At 70.8% G+C, this 20,372-nt stretch carries 15 protein-coding genes; 6 read left to right on the plus strand and 9 right to left on the minus strand.

Features of this window, described 5'->3' with window-relative positions; all coding sequences use genetic code 11:
• Positions 1-45 precede the first annotated feature (45 nt).
• From ACZ7LU_RS14070 to ACZ7LU_RS14080, 3 genes are all read right to left on the minus strand, one after another.
• Positions 46-1,671, minus strand: a complete 1,626-nt coding sequence (locus ACZ7LU_RS14070; protein ID WP_468087519.1) for a peptide ABC transporter substrate-binding protein — start codon at positions 1,669-1,671, stop codon at positions 46-48.
• Between the two features lie 479 nt (positions 1,672-2,150).
• Positions 2,151-4,058, minus strand: a complete 1,908-nt coding sequence (typA, locus tag ACZ7LU_RS14075) for a translational GTPase TypA (RefSeq protein WP_398300806.1) — start codon at positions 4,056-4,058, stop codon at positions 2,151-2,153.
• Positions 4,059-4,303: 245 nt separating this feature from the next.
• Positions 4,304-6,649 carry an ABC transporter family substrate-binding protein gene (locus ACZ7LU_RS14080; RefSeq protein ID WP_471916801.1) on the minus strand — a complete coding sequence of 782 codons (2,346 nt, stop codon included), beginning with the start codon at positions 6,647-6,649 and terminating at the stop codon, positions 4,304-4,306.
• 322 nt (positions 6,650-6,971) lie between these two features.
• Here ACZ7LU_RS14080 and ACZ7LU_RS14085 point away from each other — a divergent pair, with 322 nt between their 5' ends.
• The 6 genes from ACZ7LU_RS14085 (at position 6,972) to ACZ7LU_RS14110 (ending at position 13,987) form a co-directional block, all read left to right on the plus strand.
• Positions 6,972-7,289 (plus strand): hypothetical protein, encoded by a 318-nt coding sequence (locus ACZ7LU_RS14085; protein WP_398300802.1) that lies wholly within the window; start codon positions 6,972-6,974, stop codon positions 7,287-7,289.
• 105 nt (positions 7,290-7,394) lie between these two features.
• On the plus strand, positions 7,395-8,231 hold the full coding sequence (locus ACZ7LU_RS14090; protein ID WP_471916802.1) for a hypothetical protein: 837 nt from the start codon (positions 7,395-7,397) through the stop codon (positions 8,229-8,231).
• 16 nt (positions 8,232-8,247) lie between these two features.
• Positions 8,248-10,197 carry a fumarate reductase/succinate dehydrogenase flavoprotein subunit gene (locus tag ACZ7LU_RS14095; protein ID WP_398300798.1) on the plus strand — a complete coding sequence of 650 codons (1,950 nt, stop codon included), beginning with the start codon at positions 8,248-8,250 and terminating at the stop codon, positions 10,195-10,197.
• Complete coding sequence (locus ACZ7LU_RS14100; RefSeq protein WP_470985422.1) at positions 10,194-10,967, plus strand: succinate dehydrogenase/fumarate reductase iron-sulfur subunit; 774 nt, start codon at positions 10,194-10,196, stop codon at positions 10,965-10,967. Before ACZ7LU_RS14095 ends, ACZ7LU_RS14100 begins: the two co-directional genes overlap by 4 nt.
• 141 nt (positions 10,968-11,108) lie before the next feature.
• The gene (locus ACZ7LU_RS14105; RefSeq protein WP_471917073.1) at positions 11,109-13,217 is read left to right on the plus strand and encodes a TPM domain-containing protein; all 2,109 of its coding nucleotides are present in this window, start codon (positions 11,109-11,111) and stop codon (positions 13,215-13,217) included.
• A gap of 56 nt (positions 13,218-13,273) precedes the next feature.
• Positions 13,274-13,987, plus strand: a complete 714-nt coding sequence (locus tag ACZ7LU_RS14110; RefSeq protein ID WP_468087534.1) for a PspA/IM30 family protein — start codon at positions 13,274-13,276, stop codon at positions 13,985-13,987.
• Positions 13,988-14,008: 21 nt separating this feature from the next.
• Here the strand turns inward: ACZ7LU_RS14110 and ACZ7LU_RS14115 are convergent, their stop codons facing one another.
• The 6 genes from ACZ7LU_RS14115 to ACZ7LU_RS14140 form a co-directional block, all read right to left on the minus strand.
• Complete coding sequence (locus tag ACZ7LU_RS14115) at positions 14,009-16,642, minus strand: SpoIIE family protein phosphatase (protein WP_471916803.1); 2,634 nt, start codon at positions 16,640-16,642, stop codon at positions 14,009-14,011.
• 173 nt (positions 16,643-16,815) lie between these two features.
• On the minus strand, positions 16,816-17,232 hold the full coding sequence (locus ACZ7LU_RS14120) for an ATP-binding protein (protein ID WP_398300787.1): 417 nt from the start codon (positions 17,230-17,232) through the stop codon (positions 16,816-16,818).
• 151 nt (positions 17,233-17,383) lie between these two features.
• Positions 17,384-17,782, minus strand: a complete 399-nt coding sequence (locus ACZ7LU_RS14125; protein ID WP_468087538.1) for a (deoxy)nucleoside triphosphate pyrophosphohydrolase — start codon at positions 17,780-17,782, stop codon at positions 17,384-17,386.
• A 68-nt stretch (positions 17,783-17,850) separates the two neighbouring features.
• A complete protein-coding gene (locus ACZ7LU_RS14130; RefSeq protein ID WP_398300783.1) occupies positions 17,851-18,036 on the minus strand; it encodes an SPOR domain-containing protein in 186 nt (61 codons plus the stop codon).
• Between the two features lie 227 nt (positions 18,037-18,263).
• Entirely contained in the window at positions 18,264-19,019 is a 756-nt protein-coding gene (locus tag ACZ7LU_RS14135) for a GntR family transcriptional regulator (protein WP_398300781.1), read from the minus strand.
• Positions 19,020-19,131: 112 nt separating this feature from the next.
• Complete coding sequence (locus ACZ7LU_RS14140; RefSeq protein ID WP_471917074.1) at positions 19,132-20,346, minus strand: alpha/beta hydrolase fold domain-containing protein; 1,215 nt, start codon at positions 20,344-20,346, stop codon at positions 19,132-19,134.
• Positions 20,347-20,372: the final 26 nt, after the last annotated feature.

A 20,372-nucleotide genomic window follows, 5' to 3' on the forward strand; every position in this document is an offset into this window, starting at 1 on the left:
CGCCCGGGGTGACCGGGCGTCGCTTCGGGAGCGGACCTCCGTCGACTACTTCTCGAAGACCTCGATGTCGGCCAGGATGGGGTCGCCCGCCTGGTCGAAGACGACGTTCTTCACGTTCTTGGAGTGCGCGGAGAGCGTCTTGTTGTACCAGAGCGGGATGCCCGGGAAGCTGTTCTGCAGCTCCTTCTCGGCCTCCTGGTACAGCTTCGCGGACTCGTCGATCGTCTTCGCCGCGTCGGCCTTCTTGGTCAGCGCGTCGAACTTCTTGTCCGAGAAGCCGCCCTTGTTGCCGTCGACGCCGGTGCCGTAGAGGTCGGCGAGGAAGTTGCCGTTGAACGGGTAGTCGAGCACCCAGCCCGACCGGTACATGGCCTTGACCTGCTTCTTGTCCCGCACCTCGGTGTCGGCCTGGAAGTCGGTCTTCGGGTCGCCGACGCACTTCACGCCGGTCGACTTGGTGATGCTGTTGCACACCGCCGTGACCCAGCCCTCGTGCGGCTGGTCGGCGTTGTACTGGATGGAGAGCTTGTTGCCCGGAACGCCGCCGCCGTCCTTGACGAACTGCTTGGCTTTCTTCGGGTTGAACTTGCAGTACTCGCCACAGGCGCCGGCCTTGTAGCCCTTGACGCCCTTGGCGACCCAGCCGCTGGCGGGCTCACGCGTACCGGCGAACGTCTGCTTGGCGATCGTCTCGCGGTCGATGGCCATCGACAGGCCCTGGATGACCTTGACGTCCATGTCCTTGAACGTCTTGCTGTAGAACGCCGGGTTGACCGTGTTGATCGCCGAGAAGTCCTGCTCGATGGCGCGGTCGCCGAAGTCCTGCTTGAAGTTGGCGAGCTCGCTGTCCGGGATCAGCGGCATCGTGTCGACGTTGTCCGAGCGCAGGTCGTTGTACGCGGCCTGCGGCGTCGTGTACGCCTTGAAGTTGATGCCGCCGTTCTTGGGCTTGTCCTCGCCCTTGTAGCCGGACCAGGCGGTGACCTGGATCGACTTCTTGTGCTCCCAGCTCTTGAACTTGTAGGGGCCGTTGCCGACCGGCGCCTCGCCGTACTTCTTCGGGTCCTTCAGGGCGGCCGAGGGCAGCGGGAAGAAGGGCTTGTAGACCAGCTTGTACGCGTAGTACGGGATGCCGTTCTTCAGCGTGATGGTGAAGGTGTTCTCGTCGACGACCTTCAGGCCGGACATGGCCTTCTTCTTGGCCTTGCCCTTCTCCGGGTGCACGTCCTCGTAACCGACGATGTCGCGGTACCAGGAGCTGTTCTGCTGGGCGTTGGCGGGGTCGGCGGCCCAGTTCCAGGCGTCCACGTACGACTTGGCGGTGACGGCCTCGCCGTTGTGGAACTTCCAGCCCGGCTTCAGCTTGACGGTCCACACCTTGTTCGCCTTGTCGGGGGTGACCGACTCGGCGTTCTCGTAGGTGATCTCGCCCTGCTTGTCGTAGTGGACCAGGCCCGTGAAGAGCGAGTCGATGACGACGCTGCCGTACGCCTCCATGGTGTTGGACGGCTGCAGAGCGTTCTGCGGCTCACCATTGGCGTAGCTGACGATCCCCTTGGGGTCGACCTTTCCGCTGCCATTGCTGTCACTGTCGCCGCCGCCACAAGCGGTGGCGGTCAGCGCCACAACACCGGCTATCGCGACCCACTTGGCGCTCTTGGCACCACGCATGGGGTTCCTCCTCATGAGTCCACTTGTTCACTACAAGAGGGGGTACGTGCAACCGCGCCGACACCCCTGACGGCGAAGATCGAGTACCCCAGTGTGCTCGTGAGTCGGCGCTCCCCACAGCGCGTGACCCATTGACCCGAGCTATACGCGGTCAACTATTAGCCATGCGGTACCGGTCGACCACACTCTTTTGGTCTCGGTTCAATCACACCTGGCACGTACAACTTCCAAAATCCGGACAAACCGATCCGAGATAGATGGTTGCGAAACGGACGTGTTACACATCTAACGGTCAGTGACGTCCGAATAGCGGACGCTCCGTGGTCAAAAACCGGTTGCCGGGAGACCCTCGCTCGGCATCGGCCACACCGTACCCGTCAGCGGAAACGCACGAGGCCGACTTCCGCCCAACTCCCTCGGGAGCGGCGAAAATCGGCCTCGTGAGCGGCTGTGTGCCGCCAACCGCCTACGTCAGCGGGTCAGCTGTGCTTGGCGCGGGACGCCGAGCGGCCGCGCTCCTTCTGGTCCAGGACGACCTTGCGGATACGCACGGCCTCCGGGGTCACCTCGACGCACTCGTCGTCGCGGCAGAACTCCAGGGACTGCTCGAGCGACAGCTTGCGCGGCGGCACGATCGCCTCGAAGGAGTCGGCGGAGGCGGAGCGCATGTTGGTGAGCTTCTTCTCCTTGGTGATGTTCACGTCCATGTCGTCGGCGCGGGAGTTCTCGCCGACGATCATGCCCTCGTACACCTCGGTGCCGGGCTCGGTGAACAGCACGCCGCGCTCCTGGAGGTTCGTCATCGCGAAGGCGGTGACGGCGCCGGCGCGGTCGGCGACCAGAGAGCCGTTGTTACGGGTCTTCAGCTCGCCGAACCACGGCTCGTGGCCCTCGTGGATGGAGTGCGCGATGCCCGTGCCGCGGGTCTGCGTCAGGAACTCCGTACGGAAGCCGATGAGGCCGCGGGACGGCACGACGAACTCCAGACGGACCCAGCCGGAGCCGTGGTTCGACATGTTGTCCATGCGGCCCTTGCGGACGCCCATGAGCTGCGTGACGGCGCCCATGTGCTCCTCGGGCACGTCGATCGTCATGCGCTCGACCGGCTCGTGGGTCTTGCCGTCGATCTGCCGGGTGACCACCTGCGGCTTGCCGATGGTCATCTCGAAGCCCTCGCGGCGCATCTGCTCGACCAGGATGGCGAGCGCCAGCTCACCGCGGCCCTGCACCTCCCAGGCGTCGGGGCGCTCGGTGTCGAGGACGCGCAGCGAGACGTTACCGATCAGCTCGCGCTCCAGGCGGTCCTTGACCTGGCGGGCGGTGACCTTGCGGTCCTTGACCGCGGACTTGGCGTCCGCGCCCTTGCCGGTGCCGCCGCGGCCGACCAGCGGCGAGGTGTTCGTACCGATGGTCATGGAGATCGCCGGCTCGTCGACCGTGATCAGCGGCAGCGCGATCGGGTTCTCCGGGTCGGCCAGGGTCTCGCCGATCATGATGTCGGGGATACCGGCGACCGCGCAGATGTCACCCGGGCCCGCCATCTCGGCCGGCTTGCGGGTGAGCGCCTCGGTCATCATCAGCTCGGTGATGCGGACGTTCGAGATGGTGCCGTCGCGCTTGATCCACGCGACCGTCTGGCCCTTGCGCAGCTCGCCCTGCTCGACGCGGAGCAGCGCGATGCGGCCGAGGAAGTTGTCGGCGTCCAGGTTGGTGACGTGCGCCTGGAGCGGGGCGCTCTCGTCGTACGTCGGGGCCGGGACGTGCTCCAGGATCGTGGAGAAGAACGGCTCCAGGTTGGTGGAGTCCGCCGGGACCGTGCCGTCCTCCGGCTTGGTCAGCGAGGCGACGCCGTCACGGCCACAGGCGTAGACGATCGGGAACTCGATCTGGTCCTCGTCCGCGTCCAGGTCGAGGAAGAGGTCGTACGTCTCGTTGACGACCTCGTCGATCCGGGAGTCGGGGCGGTCCGTCTTGTTGATGCAGAGGATCACGGGCAGCCGCTGCTGCAGCGCCTTGCGCAGCACGAAGCGGGTCTGCGGGAGCGGGCCCTCGGAGGCGTCGACCAGCAGGACGACCGCGTCCACCATCGACAGGCCGCGCTCGACCTCGCCACCGAAGTCGGCGTGGCCGGGGGTGTCGATGATGTTGATCGTGATCGGGTCCCCGCCGTCCTTGGGGTGATACTTCACCGCCGTGTTCTTGGCGAGGATCGTGATGCCCTTCTCACGCTCCAGGTCGTTCGAGTCCATCATGCGGTCGTCGAGGGACTCTGCGGCGTGCGCGGCGAAGGAACCGGCCTGCTTGAGCATGGCGTCGACGATGGTCGTCTTGCCGTGGTCGACGTGAGCGACGATGGCGACGTTACGGATGTCGTGGCGCGTGGCCATAGTGCGGCGTACTCCTGGAGTGAGTGGATGGTCACACGCACCTCTGAAGTACGCGAACCCTGCCGGGCTGGACACGCCACGGCCTCACCCCAGTCTACGTGTCCCTCGCGGAGGCAGCCTCCGCGGGGGCTTGGCAGGGGTGGGGAAAGCCTTGGGAACTCTGGGGAAACTGCAGGTCAATGGGTAGAACGAGCTTGCCCGCCGGGGTGGCCGGCGGGCAAGAGAGTTGAGCGTAATCTGAGCCGTTACTTCTTGGACGGCGGCGCGGAGGCCTTCGCGCCCGGCTTGAGGAAGCCGATGTCCTCGTAGTGCGGGGCCTGGAAGCCGAACGCTCCGGCGTTCGCGAGGTTCGGGCGGGCGGCCAGCAGCTGGGGGCGCTGGTAGAGGGGGATGGAGCCCGCCTCGGCCCAGATGCGGGCGTCCGCCTTCCTGACCAGGGAGCGCGCCTCGTCCTCGTCCAGCTCGCCGACGGCCTGCTCGAAGAGCTGGTCGATGTGGTCCGTGCCGACGCGCGTGTAGTTCTGCTCGACGTTCAGCGAGCCGTCCGCGGCGGGCACCGGCTTGGCGAAGATCGGGCGGGCGTCGGTGGCGGGGAAGGCGGACGCGGGCCACGAGTACAGGGCCAGGTCGTACTGGCCGGACGCGATGTGGTCCTTGAAGTAGCTGTCGTCGGCGACCTTCGCCGTCTCCGTGCGGACGCCGATCTTCTGCAGCATCCGGGAGATCCGGTCGGCCACCGCGCGCAGCGACTCCGAGCCCTCCCCTGAGGGCAGCACGAAGCGGAGGGTGAGGGGCTTGCCGTCCTTGGCCAGCGGGCCGGCCGCGGCCTTCGCCGCCCCCTTGGGCGCGGCGGTGCCCTTCGGGGCGTACGCGCCGGGGGCGCCGCCCTTGGCGTGCTGCCTGGAGTGGTCGCCCGGTTCCCGCTTCTTCTCCTTGTCGGCCTCGCGGGGCAGGGCGACGACGTCGGCCTGGCGGTTCAGGACGGCCCGCTGGTAGGCCGCCGCGGGGGCGGGGGCGAGCACGGAGGTGCCGTTCTCGCTGGGCTTGCCGTCCTCCTCGCCGACGATGTAGGTGCCGTCGTCCGAGGACTCGGCCTTCCCCTTCTCCCCCTTCTCCGGCTTCGCCCCCTTGTCGCCCTTGTCGGCCTTCTCCGCCTTCTTGGCGTCCTTCTCGTCGGCCTCGCCGCCCGCCGCCTTCTCCCCCTTCTCGCCCTTCTCCTTCTCCGTCTCGTCCTTCTTGCCCTTGAGCAGGGCGCCCGGGGTCCAGCCGGCGTCCGCGAGCAGCGCCCGCGCCTCGGCGGTGTCCTGCTCGCCGAGGGCCCCACTGTTGTCCGCGTACGCCTGCTGCCCCGCGAGGGCGAGGTGGCTGCCGACCGGCACGGCGGGCAGGCCGAGCGGCTTGAGGACGGTCTTCGCCAGCTCCTTGCGGTCCAGGGCGCGGGCGACCGCGCGGCGCACCCGGTCGTCCGCGAGCGGGCCCTCGGAGCCGTTCAGCGCGAGCTGGGTGTAGGCCGGCTCCAGGGACTTGCGGACCACGTAGCCGCGCAGGCCCGCCTGTTCGGTGGCGTACTCCTTGACCGCCTTGGCGGTCCTGGCGCGGGCCTCGATCTCCGCGTCGGCCGCCTCCTCGTCGGAGCCGTGGGCGACCGCCCAGGAGCGCAGCGCCTTGCCGGGGGTGAGCCCGGCGCCGGGGCCGTGGGCCGACGGGCCCCCTGCCCCCTCCTCCCGGGCGGCCCGGGTGATCCGCCCGGCCTCCGCCGAGTCGATCGTGGCGAGGTCGACCTTGCCCTTGGTGAGCGCCTCGGTCCGCTCGGCGCGGGCCACCTCGCGCAGCACGATCCTGTCGAGCTTGGCCGGGCGGCCCCACCAGCGCGGATTGCGCTCCAGCGTGACGTCACCGGCCTTGCGGTCGACGGCCCCGAGCGCGAAGGGGCCCGCCGTCACCTTCAGCTTGCGGCGCGCGCCGTCGTTGAAGGAGTCAGGGGTGCCCATGACCTGCTTCGGATACAGCGGCGAGAAGAGGGAGCGCCAGTCGGCGTACGGCTTGGCGAAGGTGACCCGCACCTCCAGGTTGTTCGCGCCGCGCTCGATCTTCGCGATGCGGTCGTAGCCGGCGTTGCGCGCCGTCCAGTACGCGGTGTCCTTTCCGGACAGGGCCCGCCACTGGGCGAGGAAGTCGTCGGCGCCGATCTCCCGGCCGTCGCTCCAGACCGCCTGCTGGTTCAGCTTGTACAGGACGACCTGCTGGGGCTCGCGTTCGACGACCTCCGCCGATTCGAGGAAGTCGGCGTTGCGCTGTGCCCTGCCCTGCGCGTCGAGGCGGAAGAGGGACGGCAGGACCGCGCCGGCGACCCGTGCGGTGGCCTCGTCGGCGTCGGCCTGGAAGGTGTTGAACGTCTCGGGGCGGGCGTCGACCGCCCAGTTCATGGCCCCTCCGTCGGCGACCAGGTCCCTGGCGGCGGGAGCGATGTCCTGGCCCGCGGTCGGCCGGCCGGCCTCGTCGTTCGAGCTGCAGCCGGCGAGGGCGGGCAGAGCCAGCACCCCCGTCGCGAGGAACACGACAGATCTGACTCTGGCGCGGTCGTGGGACATGACTGGTACCTCCGGGGTCCGGGGCTCGCCCGGCCGCCCGCTACCAGGACCGGGCCGGGTTTGATCACGTTTGGCGGTATATGGAGCTGATCACATCTATGGCCCCACTGAAGGTGACGGGACGTGCGCCCCGGGGGCGACACGACGCGGTGGCGCTCATATCCCACTCGTGCGGCCCAACGGGCGGGACGGCGCGTGATCCGGCGCATTCACGCCTCCTGATCCGGCAATCGGTGCAGATCTCTTCACAAGCCGGGATGTGAGGCGCGACACTCGCAGGCGCATGAGCGTTGCCACCGCACCCCCGAAGTGAGGGCAAGTAATGGCTCTGCACGACGAATTGACGGCTGTTCAACGATGCGTGGACGACCTCGTCCGGACCGTCGGCCGACTGGAACAGCAGGCCGGCACCGAGATAGCGGGGGTCGACGTACGCCGGGTGCGTACGGACACCGACCATCTGCGCGAGAGCGTGGCCCTGCTGCGCGCCGCGGCCTCGCCGCCGCCCTCGCCCCGCCCCGAGCCGCCCGCTCCCGACTTCGTGACCATTCCCGATACGCCGTACGACAGCTCGCTGTGGACGAACACCGGAGACCTCGACGACGAGGGCCTCGGTGGCCGCGACCGCCACGCGCCCTGATCCGTACGCCGCACGCCGTACGCCGTACGCCGTACGCCGCACACACGCGGACAAGCACGCACTCGCAGAGCCTCCCCGACCCGAGGACGAAGGAGTGGAGCCTCGTTGGCCACCGGCACGGAACCCCAACCGAAGAGCGGACCGGCCCCCGGCGGCGGCGTACGTGACGGTACGCGCGCCGCGATCACCGCTGCCCATCTGCGGACCGACCGCTGGTGGCTGGCGCCCGCGGGATCCGTCGCGGGGCTGCTCGCCTTCATCGTCTACTCGACCTGGCGGGCCTTCGCGAACGCCGACTACTACGCGGCGCCCTACGTCTCGCCGTTCTACTCGCCGTGCCTGGCCGAGAACTGCGAGCCGATGCGCTCGGGACCCAACTGGGAGATCTTCGGCAGCTGGTGGGGCCTGTCCCCCTCGGTGCTCATCCTGATCTTCCCGCTGGGCTTCCGGCTGACCTGCTACTACTACCGCAAGGCCTACTACCGCGGCTTCTGGGCGTCACCGCCCGCCTGCGCCGTCGCCGAGCCGCACAAGAAGTACACGGGCGAGACGCGCTTCCCGCTGATCCTGCAGAACATCCACCGGTACTTCTTCTACGCCGCCGTGCCGGTCGCGGGCATCCTCACGTACGACACCGTCCTCGCCTTCCGCGACGAGCACTACGAGTGGGGCCACATGGGGCTCGGCACGCTCGTCCTGCTCGTCAACGTCGTACTGATCTGGATCTACACCCTCTCCTGCCACTCCTGCCGGCACGTCATCGGCGGCAGGCTCAAGCACTTCTCCAAGCATCCGGTGCGGTACCGCCTGTGGCAGTGGACGGGCAAGCTGACGGACCGTCACATGCTGCTCGCGTGGACGTCGTTGGCGAGCGTGGCGCTCGCCGACCTCTACGTCTACCTGGTCGCAAGCGGTGCCTTCGACGATCCGCGCTTCTTCTAACGGACAGGACCTTCTGATGTCACAAGTGGAACGGCAGCAGTGGGACGTCGTCGTGGTGGGGGCCGGGGGCGCGGGGCTGCGGGCCGCGATCGAGGCGCGCGAGCAGGGCGCCCGCACGGCCGTGATCTGCAAGTCGCTGTTCGGCAAGGCCCACACGGTGATGGCCGAGGGCGGCATCGCCGCGTCCATGGGCAATGTGAACTCCGGCGACAACTGGCAGGTCCACTTCCGCGACACCCTGCGCGGCGGCAAGTTCCTCAACCAGTGGCGCATGGCCGAGCTGCACGCGCGCGAGGCGCCGGACCGCGTGTGGGAGCTGGAGACCTGGGGCGCCCTGTTCGACCGCACGCCGGACGGCCGCATCTCGCAGCGCAACTTCGGCGGCCACGAGTACCCGCGGCTCGCGCATGTGGGCGACCGCACCGGCCTCGAACTGATCCGCACGCTCCAGCAGAAGATCGTCTCCCTCCAGCAGGAGGACTTCCGCGAACACGGGGACTACGAGGCCCGGTTGAAGGTCTTCCAGGAGTGCACGGTCACGCGGGTGCTCAAGGACGAGGGCGCGGGCTTCGGTGAGGGCGGCCGGGTCAGCGGCGCCTTCTGCTACGACCGCGAGTCCGGCCGCTTCTTCGTCCTCGAGGCGCCGAGCGTGGTCCTCGCGACGGGCGGCATCGGCAAGTCCTTCAAGGTGACGTCGAACTCGTGGGAGTACACGGGTGACGGGCACGCGCTCGCGCTGCTCGCCGGGGCGCCGCTGCTCAACATGGAGTTCGTGCAGTTCCATCCGACCGGCATGGTCTGGCCGCCGTCGGTCAAGGGCATCCTCGTCACCGAGTCCGTGCGCGGTGACGGCGGGGTGCTCAGGAACTCCGAGGGCAAGCGGTTCATGTTCGACTACGTTCCCGACGTCTTCAAGGAGAAGTACGCGCAGTCGGAGGAGGAGGGCGACCGCTGGTACGAGGACCCGGACCACAACCGCCGTCCTCCCGAACTGCTGCCCCGCGACGAGGTGGCCCGGGCCATCAACTCCGAGGTCAAGGCGGGCCGCGGCTCGCCGCACGGCGGGGTCTTCCTCGACGTGTCGACGCGCATGCCCGCCGAGGTCATCAAGCGCCGGCTGCCGTCCATGTACCACCAGTTCAAGGAGCTCGCTGACGTCGACATCACCGCGGAGGCCATGGAGGTCGGGCCGACCTGTCACTACGTGATGGGCGGCATCGCGGTCGACTCCGACACCGCGGCGGCGCGCCGGGTGACGGGGCTCTACGCCGCGGGTGAGGTCGCGGGCGGCATGCACGGCTCCAACCGGCTCGGCGGCAACTCGCTCTCCGACCTGCTCGTCTTCGGGCGGCGCGCCGGGCTGCACGCGGCCCGGTACGCCGCGGGGCTCGCCGTCCGGCCCGAGGTGGACGAGGTGCAGATCGACACGGCGGCCGCGGAGGCGCTGCGGCCGTTCAGCGCCGAGGGCCTGGAGGACGGGGCGACCCCTGAGAATCCGTACACCCTCCATCAGGAGCTCCAGCAGACCATGAACGACCTGGTCGGCATCATCCGCCGGGAGGCGGAGATGGAGCAGGCCCTGGAGAAGCTCGCCGAACTCCGGGTGCGGGCACGGCGGGCCGGCGTCGAGGGCCACCGCCAGTTCAACCCGGGCTGGCACCTCGCCCTCGACCTGCGGAACATGCTCCTGGTCAGCGAGTGCGTCGCGCGGGCCGCCCTGGAGCGCACGGAGAGCCGCGGCGGCCACACCCGCGAGGACCACCCGACGATGAACCGCGAGTGGCGCCGCGCCAACCTGCTCTGCCGACTGGCCGATCCGAGCGACGGGTTGGCGGCCACCGATCCCGTACGCGGCCAGATCGACCTCGTCCGCGAGTCCACCGAACCGATCCGCCCGGACCTGCTCGCCCTCTTCGAGAAGGAGGAGCTGGTCAAGTACCTGACGGAAGAGGAGCTGTACGAGTGAGTTCGTACGACGCGCGATTCAAGGTCTGGCGCGGGGATCTCGGCGGCGGCGGCCTGGAGGACTTCAAGGTCGAGGTCAACGAGGGCGAGGTCGTCCTCGACATCATCCACCGGCTCCAGGCCACCCAGGCACCCGATCTCGCGGTGCGCTGGAACTGCAAGGCGGGCAAGTGCGGTTCGTGCTCCGCGGAGATCAACGGCAGGCCCCGGCTGCTGTGCATGACGCGCATGTCGGTCTTCGGCCGCGACGAGGTCATCACGGTGACGCCGCTGCGCGCCTTCCCCGTGGTGCGCGACCTGGTGACGGACGTCGGCTTCAACTACACGAAGGCGCGCGAGGTCCCGGCCTTCGTGCCGCCCCCGGGTCTCGGCCCCGGCGAGTACCGCATGCAGCAGACGGACGTGGACCGCCCACAGGAGTTCCGCAAGTGCATCGAGTGCTTCCTGTGCCAGGACACGTGCCACGTGGTGCGCGACCACGAGGAGAACAAGGAGGCCTTCGCGGGCCCCCGCTTCCTGATGCGCGTCGCCGAACTGGACATGCACCCGCTGGACGCGGCGGCCGACTCCGGCCTCGACCGGAAACGAACCGCACAGGAGGACCACGGCCTCGGCTACTGCAACATCACCAAGTGCTGCACGGAGGTGTGCCCCGAGGGCATCAAGATCACGGACAACGCGCTCATCCCCCTGAAGGAACGCGCCGTTGACCGCAAGTACGACCCGCTGGTGTGGCTGGGCAACAAGATCCGGCGACGGCAGGGGGAGTAGGCGGCGGACCAGGGGTGACGTACCGGGGCGTGCGGACGGGCCGGGGGTGCTGGTGTGGGGGCGTTGACCGGCTCGGGGCGGAGGGCGGCGGCGGCTTCCGGGTCGCGGTGGGGGTGATGCGCCCATACGCTCCGAAATGTGATGCCGCCCTCGCCGATGGCCGTGCGGGCAGCAGCGGCCGCGGTGGCCGTGCTGCTCGGCTGGTTCTCTTTGCTGAGTCCGTCGCCCGCGCTCGCCGAAGACCCGGTCACGCTCTCCCGCACGGGTCAGCTCACCGACCGTACGAACGCGCTCGAAGGGCGTGAGGACGCGGCCGAGCAGGCCCTGGACCGGCTCTATGACGACCGTGGCGTGCAGCTCTTCGTCGTTTACGTACGTGACTTCTCCGGCCGCTCCCCGCAGAGCTGGGCCGACGCCACCGCCGACCGCAACGGCCTCGGGCTCGATGACGTACTGCTCGCCGTGGCCACGCACGACCGCCAGTTCGCGTACTCCGTGGACGAGGCTTCGCGGCTCACCGACGCGCAGCTCCAGGACGTGGCGACCACCGCGATCCGGCCCGCCCTGCGCGAGAACGACTGGGCCGGGGCGGCCATCGGCGCGGCGGAGGGCTACCGCGCGGTGCTCGCGGGGCGACCCGTGCCCACCCCTTCGGTCACACCGGGCACGGCCGACCCGGGCGGCGCCGGCTCCACGACCGGCGACCTCGTGCTGCCCGTCGCGGCGGCCTGCGCGGCCGGGATCGCGGCCACGGTCGCGTACAAGCGGCGCAGGAAGCGCGCCACCACCCGCACCACGCCTGGCGGGGGCGGGCCCCGCGACAAGGGCAAGGAGCTCGCGTCGCTCTCCGAGCTCGAGAAGCAGAGCCAGCTCCTTCTCGTCGAGACCGACGACGCGATCCGCACCAGCACCGAAGAGCTCGGCTTCGCCACCGCGCAGTTCGGTGAGGAGGCGGCCAAGCCCTTCGGTGCGGCCCTCGCGTACGCGCAGGCCGAGCTGACCGCGGCGTTCCGGCTGCGCCAGGAGCTCGACGACGCCCACCCGGAGGACGACCCCACCAGGCGCCGCATGCTGGACGAGATCGTCGCGCGCTGCACGGAGGCGGGCCGCAGGCTGGACGCCGAGACCGCGGGCTTCGACGAGCTGCGCGCCCTGGAGAAGAACGCCCCGCAGGCCTTGGAGCACGCGGAGAGGGCCTTCCGGCAGGTCGAGGAGCGTACCGGCGCCGCGAAGGACACGCTCGAAGACCTCCGCCGGAAGTACGCGGCGACCGCCTCCGCCGCCGTGCTCGGCCACGTCGAGCAGGCCAAGGACCGTCTGGCCTTCGCCGCCACCCAGCTCGCGCAGGCCCGGCAGAGCGTCGAGGGCGGCGAGAACGGCGCGGCCGCCGTCCACCTGCGGGCCGCCGAGGGGGCCGTGGACCAGGCCGGTACGTTCGTGGATGCCGTCGGCCGGCTGGCCGACGAGCTCGCGCTGGCGGCCGAGAAGCTGCCCGGCGCCCTCGCGGAGTCCGAGGCGGACCTCGCCGACGCGCGCGGCCTCCTGGCCGGCACCGGGGAAGGGGTCTCCACAGCGGATCTGCGGGGCCGCGTGGCCCGCGCGGAGTCGGTCGCCGCGGACGTGCGCGGCCGGATGTCCGCGGGGCCCCACGACCCGATCGACGCCCTGCGCCGCGTCGAGGAGGCCGACACCGCACTCGACGAGGCGCTCGCGGGGGCCCGTGAGCGCGAGGTCACCGACCGCCGCTCCCGGACCCTGCTCTCCCAGGCGCTGCTCACCGCGCGCAGCGCCGTCGGGGCGGCGACGGACTTCGTCACCACGCACCGCGGCGCCGTCGGCAGCGAGGCGAGGACCCGCCTCGCGGAGGCGGCACGGCATCTCGCCGAGGCGGAGGCCGGCCAGGACGAGAACGCCACCGCCGCGCTCGCCGCGGCCCAGCGGGCGGACGGTCTTGCCCGGCAGGCGCAGCAGCTCGCCGAGCGCGACGTGCGGGGCTACGGCAACCCCTACGGCAATCCCTACGGCGGCTCTTACGGAGGCGGCTCGGGCGGGGCCGGCGGCCGGGGCGGCGGCGTGGGCGGCGCGGTGCTCGGCGGGATCATCCTGGGCGAGCTCTTCGGAGGGGGCGGCCGCCGAGGCGGCGGCTACGGAGGGGGCGGTTTCGGCGGCGGTGGCTACGGAGGCGGTGGTCCCGGCAGCTTCGGCGGCGGCGGCACGCGGGGGCGCAGGGGCGGGGGCGGCAGGTTCTGAACCCGTCGGCAATCAGCGGCAACTTCCGTACGTACGAGATCCAGGAGTTCAAGGCCATGACGAAGCAGACCATCCTCGGCCGCGTCGCGCAGCTCGCCAAGGCGAACATCAACGCGCTCCTCGACGAGGCCGAGGACCCGCAGAAGATGATCGACCAGCTGATCCGCGACTACTCGAACAACATCAGGGAGGCCGAGGAGGCGGTCGCGACCACCATCGGCAATTTGCGGATGCTGGAGCAGGACCACAAGGCCGACCAGGACGCGGCCGTCGAGTGGGGCGGCAAGGCCCTCGCGGCGAGCAGGAAGGCGGACGAGCTGCGGGCGGCCGGGAGTGCCGCGGAGGCCGACACGTTCGACCGGCTCGCCAAGGTGGCGCTCGGGCGGCAGCTGCGGTCCGAGCGGGAGGCGAAGGACGCCGAGCCGACGATCGCCTCGCAGACCGAGGTCGTGGAGAAGCTGAAGTCCGGGCTCGACCGGATGAAGACGAAGCTGTCCGACCTGGAGTCGCGGCGCGATCAGTTGGTGGCGCGCGCCAAGACCGCGCAGGCGCAGAACCAGATGCTGGACGCGGCCAGGAACATCGACGTCCTGGATCCGACGAGCGAGTTGAGCCGCTTCGAGGACAAGGTGCGGCGCGAGGAGGCGCGGGCGCTCGGCAAGCAGGAGCTGGCCGCGTCCTCGCTCGACGCGCAGTTCGAGGAGCTGGACAGCCTGGGCGACGAGGCGGAGGTCACCGCCCGCCTCGCCGCTCTCAAAGCGACCACGTGACCCCTTCCCGAGGTCGCCGCGTCAGAACAGGCTGAGCAGCGCCTCCGCCGCGTCCATCGGCTCCGCGTCACCGTCGGGCAGGGCCAGTTCGAACCACACCGTCTTGCCGCGCGGCGTCCTGCGCGAGCCCCACGCGGCGCTGAGCAACCCCACGAGCTGGAGTCCGCGCCCGCCCTCGTCGGTGTCCCGCGCCCGGCGCCGGCGCGGCTGGACGAAGCTGGCGTCCCACACCTCGCAGACCAGCGTGCGGTCCAGCAGGAGGCGCAGCCTGATGTCGCCGTCGCCGTACCGCAGGGCGTTGGTGACGAGCTCGCTGACCAGCAGTTCCGCCGTGTCGCAGAGCCGCTCCAGGTCCCAGTCGCGCAGCTGGTCGCAGGCCAGTTCGCGGGCGCGGCCGACGGATTTGAGGTCGCGCGGCAGCGTCCAGTCGCCGACATGCTCGGCGGGCAGCCCCTGGACGCGCGCCATCAGGAGGGCGATGTCGTCCTCTCCGTGGTGGGTGTCGAGGGTGTTCAGGACGTGGTCGCAGACGTCCTCCAGGGCGGGCGGGGCGTCGTTGAGTGCGCGTACGAACGCGTTCAGGCCCTCGTCCAGGGAGTGGTCGCGGGATTCGACGAGGCCGTCGGTGTAGAGCGCGAGGAGGGCGCCCTCGGGAAGCTCGACCTCGACGTCCTCGAAGGGCTCGCCGCCGACGCCGAGCGGCAGGCCCGGAGGTACGTCGAGCATGAGCGCGGACTCGCCGGGTTCGACGAGGACGGGCGGCAGGTGGCCCGCGTTGGCGAAGGTGCAGCGGCGCGTGACGGCGTCGTAGACCGCGTAGACACAGGTGGCGAGGTAGACCTCGCTGAGGTCCGCGTCCGCCGCCTTGCGGGCCACGCGGCTGGACTGCTGGGGTCCCGCGGGGTTGCCGAGGCCGCGCGCGATCTCGTCGAGGGCGGAGAGCACCTCGGCGGGTTCCAGGTCGAGGAGCGCCAGGGTGCGGACGGCGGTGCGCAGCTCCCCCATGGCGACGGCGGCGCGCAGGCCGCGGCCCATGACGTCGCCGACGACGAGGGCGGTGCGGTGGCCCGGCAGTTCGATGACGTCGAACCAGTCGCCGCCGACCTCCGTCGCGGCGTTGCCCGGCAGATAGCGGCAGGCGATGTCGAGGCCGGACGCCTCGGGGTCACCGGGCGGCAGCAGGGATCGTTGCAGTATCAGCGCGCGCTCGTGCTCGCGGCGGTAGAGGCGGGCGTTGTCGATGCAGACGGCGGCGCGGGCAGCCAGTTCGACGGCGAGTGCCCGGTCGCGCTCGCCGAAGGGTTCGCTGCCCTTCGTACGGGAGAACTGGGCGAGGCCGACCACGGTGTCGTGGGCGACCATCGGCACGGCGAGCGTCGACTGGACGAGGCCCCGGGTGAGGCGGCTCGCGGAGTCGTCGTCCTCCCCGGTGATCAGCCGGGGGCGGGCGGTGCGCAGGGCGTCGGCGCAGGGCGACGCGAATCCGAACCGGTGTACGGCACCGACGTCCATGGGCCCGGCACCGGTCGGGAACGGGGCGTCGGCGACGGCGCTCGCGAAGGCCACCCGGCGCAGTTCCGCGCTGCCGTCGGCGAGTCCCGGGGGTGTCTCGTCGCCGTCCAGGAGGCCTTGGTACAGGTCGACGGAGGCGAGGTCGCAGAAGCCGGGGACTGCGACGTCGAGCAGTTCCCTCGCGGTGGTCTCCAGGTCGAGGGAGTTGCCGATGCGGGCCCCGGCCTCGTTCAGGAGAGCCAGATTGCGCCGCGCGTGGGCGGCCTCGCGGGCGGCGGCGTGCCGCCGGGTGACGTCGGTGCCGAGTCCCGCGACGCCGATGGGGCGGCCCGAGCCGCTGTGGACGCGGTAGAGGTTGATGGACCAGTGCCTGCGGTCGCTGCTGCCGGGCGCGGGTCCCACTATCTGCATGTCCGTCACGGAATCGCCGGTTTCCAGGACCCGCTTCATGGCGGCGGACATGCGGTCGGCCTCGTGGCGCGGCAGGTAGTCGTGGACGGTGCGGCCGCGGTGGTCCTCGACGCCGCCGCCGAAGACGTCGGCGAACCGGCGGTTGGCGCGCTGCACCTTCAAATCCGTGCCGAAGAGCAGGAAGCCGAAGGGAGATTGGCCGAAAATGGCCTGCGAGGCGGCGAGGTCGGTCTCGATCTGCCGCAGCACCCGGACGTCGACGACGATGCAGACCGCGGCCCGCTCGCCCTCCTCGGTCTCGGTCGGCATGACGTAGACCTCGGCGATGCCCTCCGTGCCGGGTGCCATGCGGGATGCCGTGCCGGGTGCCGTGCGGGATGCCGTGCCAGGTGCCGCGCCGCGTCCTTCGGCGCCGTCCCCGTCGGGCACCCGGAAGGGGACGACGCCCGTCCACTCCCGTCCGTCGAGGATCTCCGCCATCTTGCGGTGACCGCCGGCGCGCAGCTCGGGCGGCACGAAGGCCTCGATGGGGTCCTTGCCGACCGCGTCCCGCGCGGCCACGCCGAACAGCCGCTCGGCGCGCACGCTCCACTGGTCGACAAGCCCGTCAGCGCCGATCGAGAACGAGGCGACCTTGATGTAGTCGTAGATCGAACCGGGTGGGTCGCTCTGCCACGTCTCGTCGGTCGACGGACCGTCGCTCTCCGTCGCCTTCGCTGGTATCTCGCTCACGCGAACCGTCCCCTCCAGCTCACCGCGTCCGGCACCGGTCACCGCATACGGCTGACCGCAGTATCCAGCACTACGGTGCCGCGCCACACGGCGTTCACGATCACAGCACGGACTCGACGCTTTTTGGCCCGTGCCGCCCTTGTGCAGGACGTCTGTCGCACACTGCCAGTCTTCTAACCCGGCAACGCCAGCTCGAACCACACCGTCTTCCCCGTTCTGCCCGTACGACCCGGGCGTGTCCCCCAGCGCCGCGACGAGCGGGAGACCAGCTGGAGGCCGCGGCCGCCTTCGTCGTCGAGGGCGGCGATGCGCTCCAGGGGCGGGTCGGGGAGCGGGTCGGACACCTCGACCAGGAGGGTGCCGAGGGGGTCCACGGGACGTACGAGACGTACGCCGATGGGCCCGGAGGCATGGCGCAGGGAGTTGGTCACCAGCTCGCTCACGAGCAACACGGTGACGTCGCCGAGGGATCCGAGGCCCCAGTCGGCGAGCTGTGCGCGGACGACGGTGCGCGCGGTGCGGACGGCGCCGGGATCAGCGGGGAAGGCCCACTCGGCGCAGTCGCCTTCGGTGTCGATCACGCCGATCACTTCCAGACCAGTAGCTGAACCCGTCCGGTTTCATGGGAATAGTGGGCATATACCCGATATCGGGGCTCATTTACCGCGCACCGGGGCGCACTGTGGCACGAACGGCTCGAACGGCGTAGGCGGGTCGTGGGCGAGCTTCAGATGGCGGGGTTCAGGAGGCGGCGTGCGCGTGGGCGAGGGTCGCCGTGACGGCGGGCACGTCCGCGGTCAGCCAGTCCACGGACCAGACCTGGTCGGGGGCGAGCCAGCGCAGCTCGTCGTGGTCCTCCAGGGGCCGGGGCTCACCGGAGAGAAGCCGGGCGGTCCACACCCGCAGGACGTACCCCTTGGCGAGCGGCCACTCCCCCGGCACCCGGCCGGTCGGTTCGGCCTCGACGCCCAGTTCCTCGCGGAGCTCGCGCACCAGCGCGTCCTCGCACCGCTCGCCGGGCTCGACCTTGCCGCCGGGCAGCTCCCAGCCGCCCGCGAGTTCGGGGGGCGCGCTGCGCCGCGCGGCGAGCAGGCGTCCGTCGTCGTACAGGGCGGCACCCACCACAATGCGTTCGTTCATGCCGCGGAGCCTAATGGGGCGTCCACTGCCGCCCGCCGTCCGCTGTCCTCCGCCGCTACCGCTACCGGCTATCGCCCGCTGCCGTTCGCACTCAGCTTCTCGACCGAGTAGAGCTGCTTGTGCCCGCGGTCGTCGAGGCGGTCCGCGATGCGCTGGGCCTCGGCCTTCGTCGCGTACCTGCCGACGCGGTAGCGGTTGCCGTTGTCGTCCTGCCGTATCACGAACCAGGGCAGCAGGACCGTGCCGTCATTCATCGCGCCCCTCCGTTCGCCACCCCCGGCGCGCCCCACGCCTCGATCAGTAAGGAAACCGCAATCCGCATATGCCCGAGCCTACGCCCGACCTTTACGCAGCGGATACGGCTTTGCACAAAGAGGTACGCGCGAGGGCCGCTATCGGCCAACGCCCGGCAAACAGCAGGGGGCGCATCCTTTGGATGCGCCCCCTGGGGCACGGAGAGACCGGGAATGGCCGGGGCGGGTCACTTCACGGGCAGGCGGTACGCGATCTCGTAGCGGTCGGCGGGGACCACGATGTCGGCTGTCTCGACCGGGCGGCCCGACGCGTAGTACGTGCGGTGGACGACGAGGACCACGTGGCCGGGGACGCCGCCGAGCGCCGTGAGCTCCTCGGCCAGGCCGGGGCGGGCGCCGACCTCCTCCGCGACGTTGTCCACGATGATGTCGATGGCGGCCATCCGGTCGACCACGCCGCAGCCGCCGAGCGGGCCCTCCTCGGGGAGCATGACGGGGGTGCGCCCGGTGATGGCGAGGGGCTCCCAGGAGGTGGAGAGCATCATGGCCTCACCGGCGTCCCGGAAGACGTACCGGGTGCACATCACGCGGTCGCCCGCGCGGATGGCGAGCCGCTCGGCGATCGCGGCGCCGGCCTCGGTCTGCTCGCTGCGGGACTCCCAGGTGCCGCGCACGCCGTCGGCGGCCTGCTCCTGGCGGAAGGGGGTCGACCCGCCGTTCGCCGCGCGGTAGCCCGTGCGGGCGATCTTGCGGGGGACGGGGCGCTCGCGCACATAGGTGCCGGAACCGGAGCGCCCCTCGACCAGGCCCTCGGCCATCAGGACCTTGCGCGCCTCCAGGGCGACCGTGTCCGACACGCCGTACTCCTCGCGGATTCTCGCCTGTGAGGGAAGACGCGTGCGCGGCGGCAGGGAGCCGTCGGCGATCTTCTTGCGGAGATCACCCGCGACCCGCAGATACGCCGGCTGCTCGCCGAAAGTCACTGGCCACTCCCATCAGGTTGACAGACAGCAACAGCCTGGCAACCGTGGGTTGTTGCATGCAACCCAAGGCCAAGGAATCACTCGAAGTGATGATTTCTGCTGGCGCAGGTCTTTACGCAGGACCTTTCCCCGGATATGGCGGGTGATCAACGTCCCCGAGGAAACGTTCTGTCGCCGCCCGGGCGATCTGACTCCCCCAGCCGCCCCAGTTCACGTCGAAACAGTGGTCGGCCCACGGGAGTTCGACGTACGTCGCCGGGGCACCTGCCTCCCGCAGGCGCCGGGCAAGGTCGCGCGCCTGCACCACCGGCACCGCCCGGTCCGCGCTCCCGTGCAGCAGCAGCGTCGGCGGCACGTCGCCCCGGACGAGACGGGCGGGCGAGCCGAGGCGGTAGCGGGCGGGGGCGGACGCGACCGAACCGCCCATCAGGGCCGGGATCATGGGGTCGCGGCGCAGCGCGGTGCCGGCGATCAACTGCCGCATGTCGGTGGGCCCGTAGAGCGAGATCACTCCCGACACCGAACTGTCGCGGACCGCGCAGGAGGGCGGCACCCGGCCGTCACCCTCGGTGTAGGCGGCGGCGAGCGCGAGGTTGCCGCCCGCCGAACTGCCCGCGAGAAGCAGGCGGTCGGGGTCGACGCCGTACACGCGCGCGTGCCGCCGCACCCAGCCGACCGCGCACTTCACGTCCCCGATCTGGTCGAGCTGGGTGCCCCGTGGCGCGAGCCGGTAGTCGATGTCGAAGACGTACCAGCCGCGCGCGTTGAACCACCGGTTCCACTCGGGCGTCTGGCTGCGGTGGCCCTTGTTCCAGCCGCCGCCGTGCACCCACACGACGGCGGGCCGCCGCTCCCCGGACCGCCCGGGCGGCGCCCAGAGGTCCAGCGTCAGCTGCTGCCCCTTCGTGCGGTGCGCCCCGTGGCCGCGCCCCACGCGCGCGTACGTGAGCGTTCGCGCGCGGTCGGGCACCTTGGCGTAGTTGACGCCGTCGAAGTACCGCGTGGGGGCGAGCCGTTGCCCCTGGCGCTCCGCGAGGCCGTACGCGGCGGCGTACGGCATCACTCCGTAGACGAGGGCCGCGAAGGAGGCGAGCGCGGCGAGCCCCGCGCACCAGGGGTGCCGTCGGCCGGCGCACGCGGCGGCGGCGAGCCCGAGCAGGCCGGGCGGCAGCAGCACGAGACCCCAGGAGGTGATCGCGGCCGCGACGAGCACCAGGAGGGGGATCCGGGGCAGGGGTGCGGCGACGAGGACGGCGAGTGCCGCGTTCAGCAGGCCGGCGGCCAGGAGCAGGACCCGGGTCACGGCGGGCGGCGGCACGGCGGGCATCACACCGAAGAACTATCACAGAAGCG

The sequence above is a fragment of the Streptomyces sp. NPDC039462 genome, assembly GCF_055639375.1.

What these genes read in the sequence shown, in the direction of transcription:
- ACZ7LU_RS14070 (WP_468087519.1), bottom strand. Translation starts at nt 1,671, where the DNA reads ATGCGTGGTGCCAAGAGCGCCAAGTGGGTCGCGATAGCCGGTGTTGTG.
- typA (WP_398300806.1), bottom strand. Translation starts at nt 4,058, where the DNA reads ATGGCCACGCGCCACGACATCCGTAACGTCGCCATCGTCGCTCACGTC.
- ACZ7LU_RS14080 (WP_471916801.1), bottom strand. Translation starts at nt 6,649, where the DNA reads ATGTCCCACGACCGCGCCAGAGTCAGATCTGTCGTGTTCCTCGCGACG.
- ACZ7LU_RS14085 (WP_398300802.1), top strand. Translation starts at nt 6,972, where the DNA reads ATGGCTCTGCACGACGAATTGACGGCTGTTCAACGATGCGTGGACGAC.
- ACZ7LU_RS14095 (WP_398300798.1), top strand. Translation starts at nt 8,248, where the DNA reads ATGTCACAAGTGGAACGGCAGCAGTGGGACGTCGTCGTGGTGGGGGCC.
- ACZ7LU_RS14105 (WP_471917073.1), top strand. Translation starts at nt 11,109, where the DNA reads ATGCCGCCCTCGCCGATGGCCGTGCGGGCAGCAGCGGCCGCGGTGGCC.
- ACZ7LU_RS14110 (WP_468087534.1), top strand. Translation starts at nt 13,274, where the DNA reads ATGACGAAGCAGACCATCCTCGGCCGCGTCGCGCAGCTCGCCAAGGCG.
- ACZ7LU_RS14125 (WP_468087538.1), bottom strand. Translation starts at nt 17,782, where the DNA reads ATGAACGAACGCATTGTGGTGGGTGCCGCCCTGTACGACGACGGACGC.
- ACZ7LU_RS14130 (WP_398300783.1), bottom strand. Translation starts at nt 18,036, where the DNA reads ATGAATGACGGCACGGTCCTGCTGCCCTGGTTCGTGATACGGCAGGAC.
- ACZ7LU_RS14140 (WP_471917074.1), bottom strand. Translation starts at nt 20,346, where the DNA reads ATGCCCGCCGTGCCGCCGCCCGCCGTGACCCGGGTCCTGCTCCTGGCC.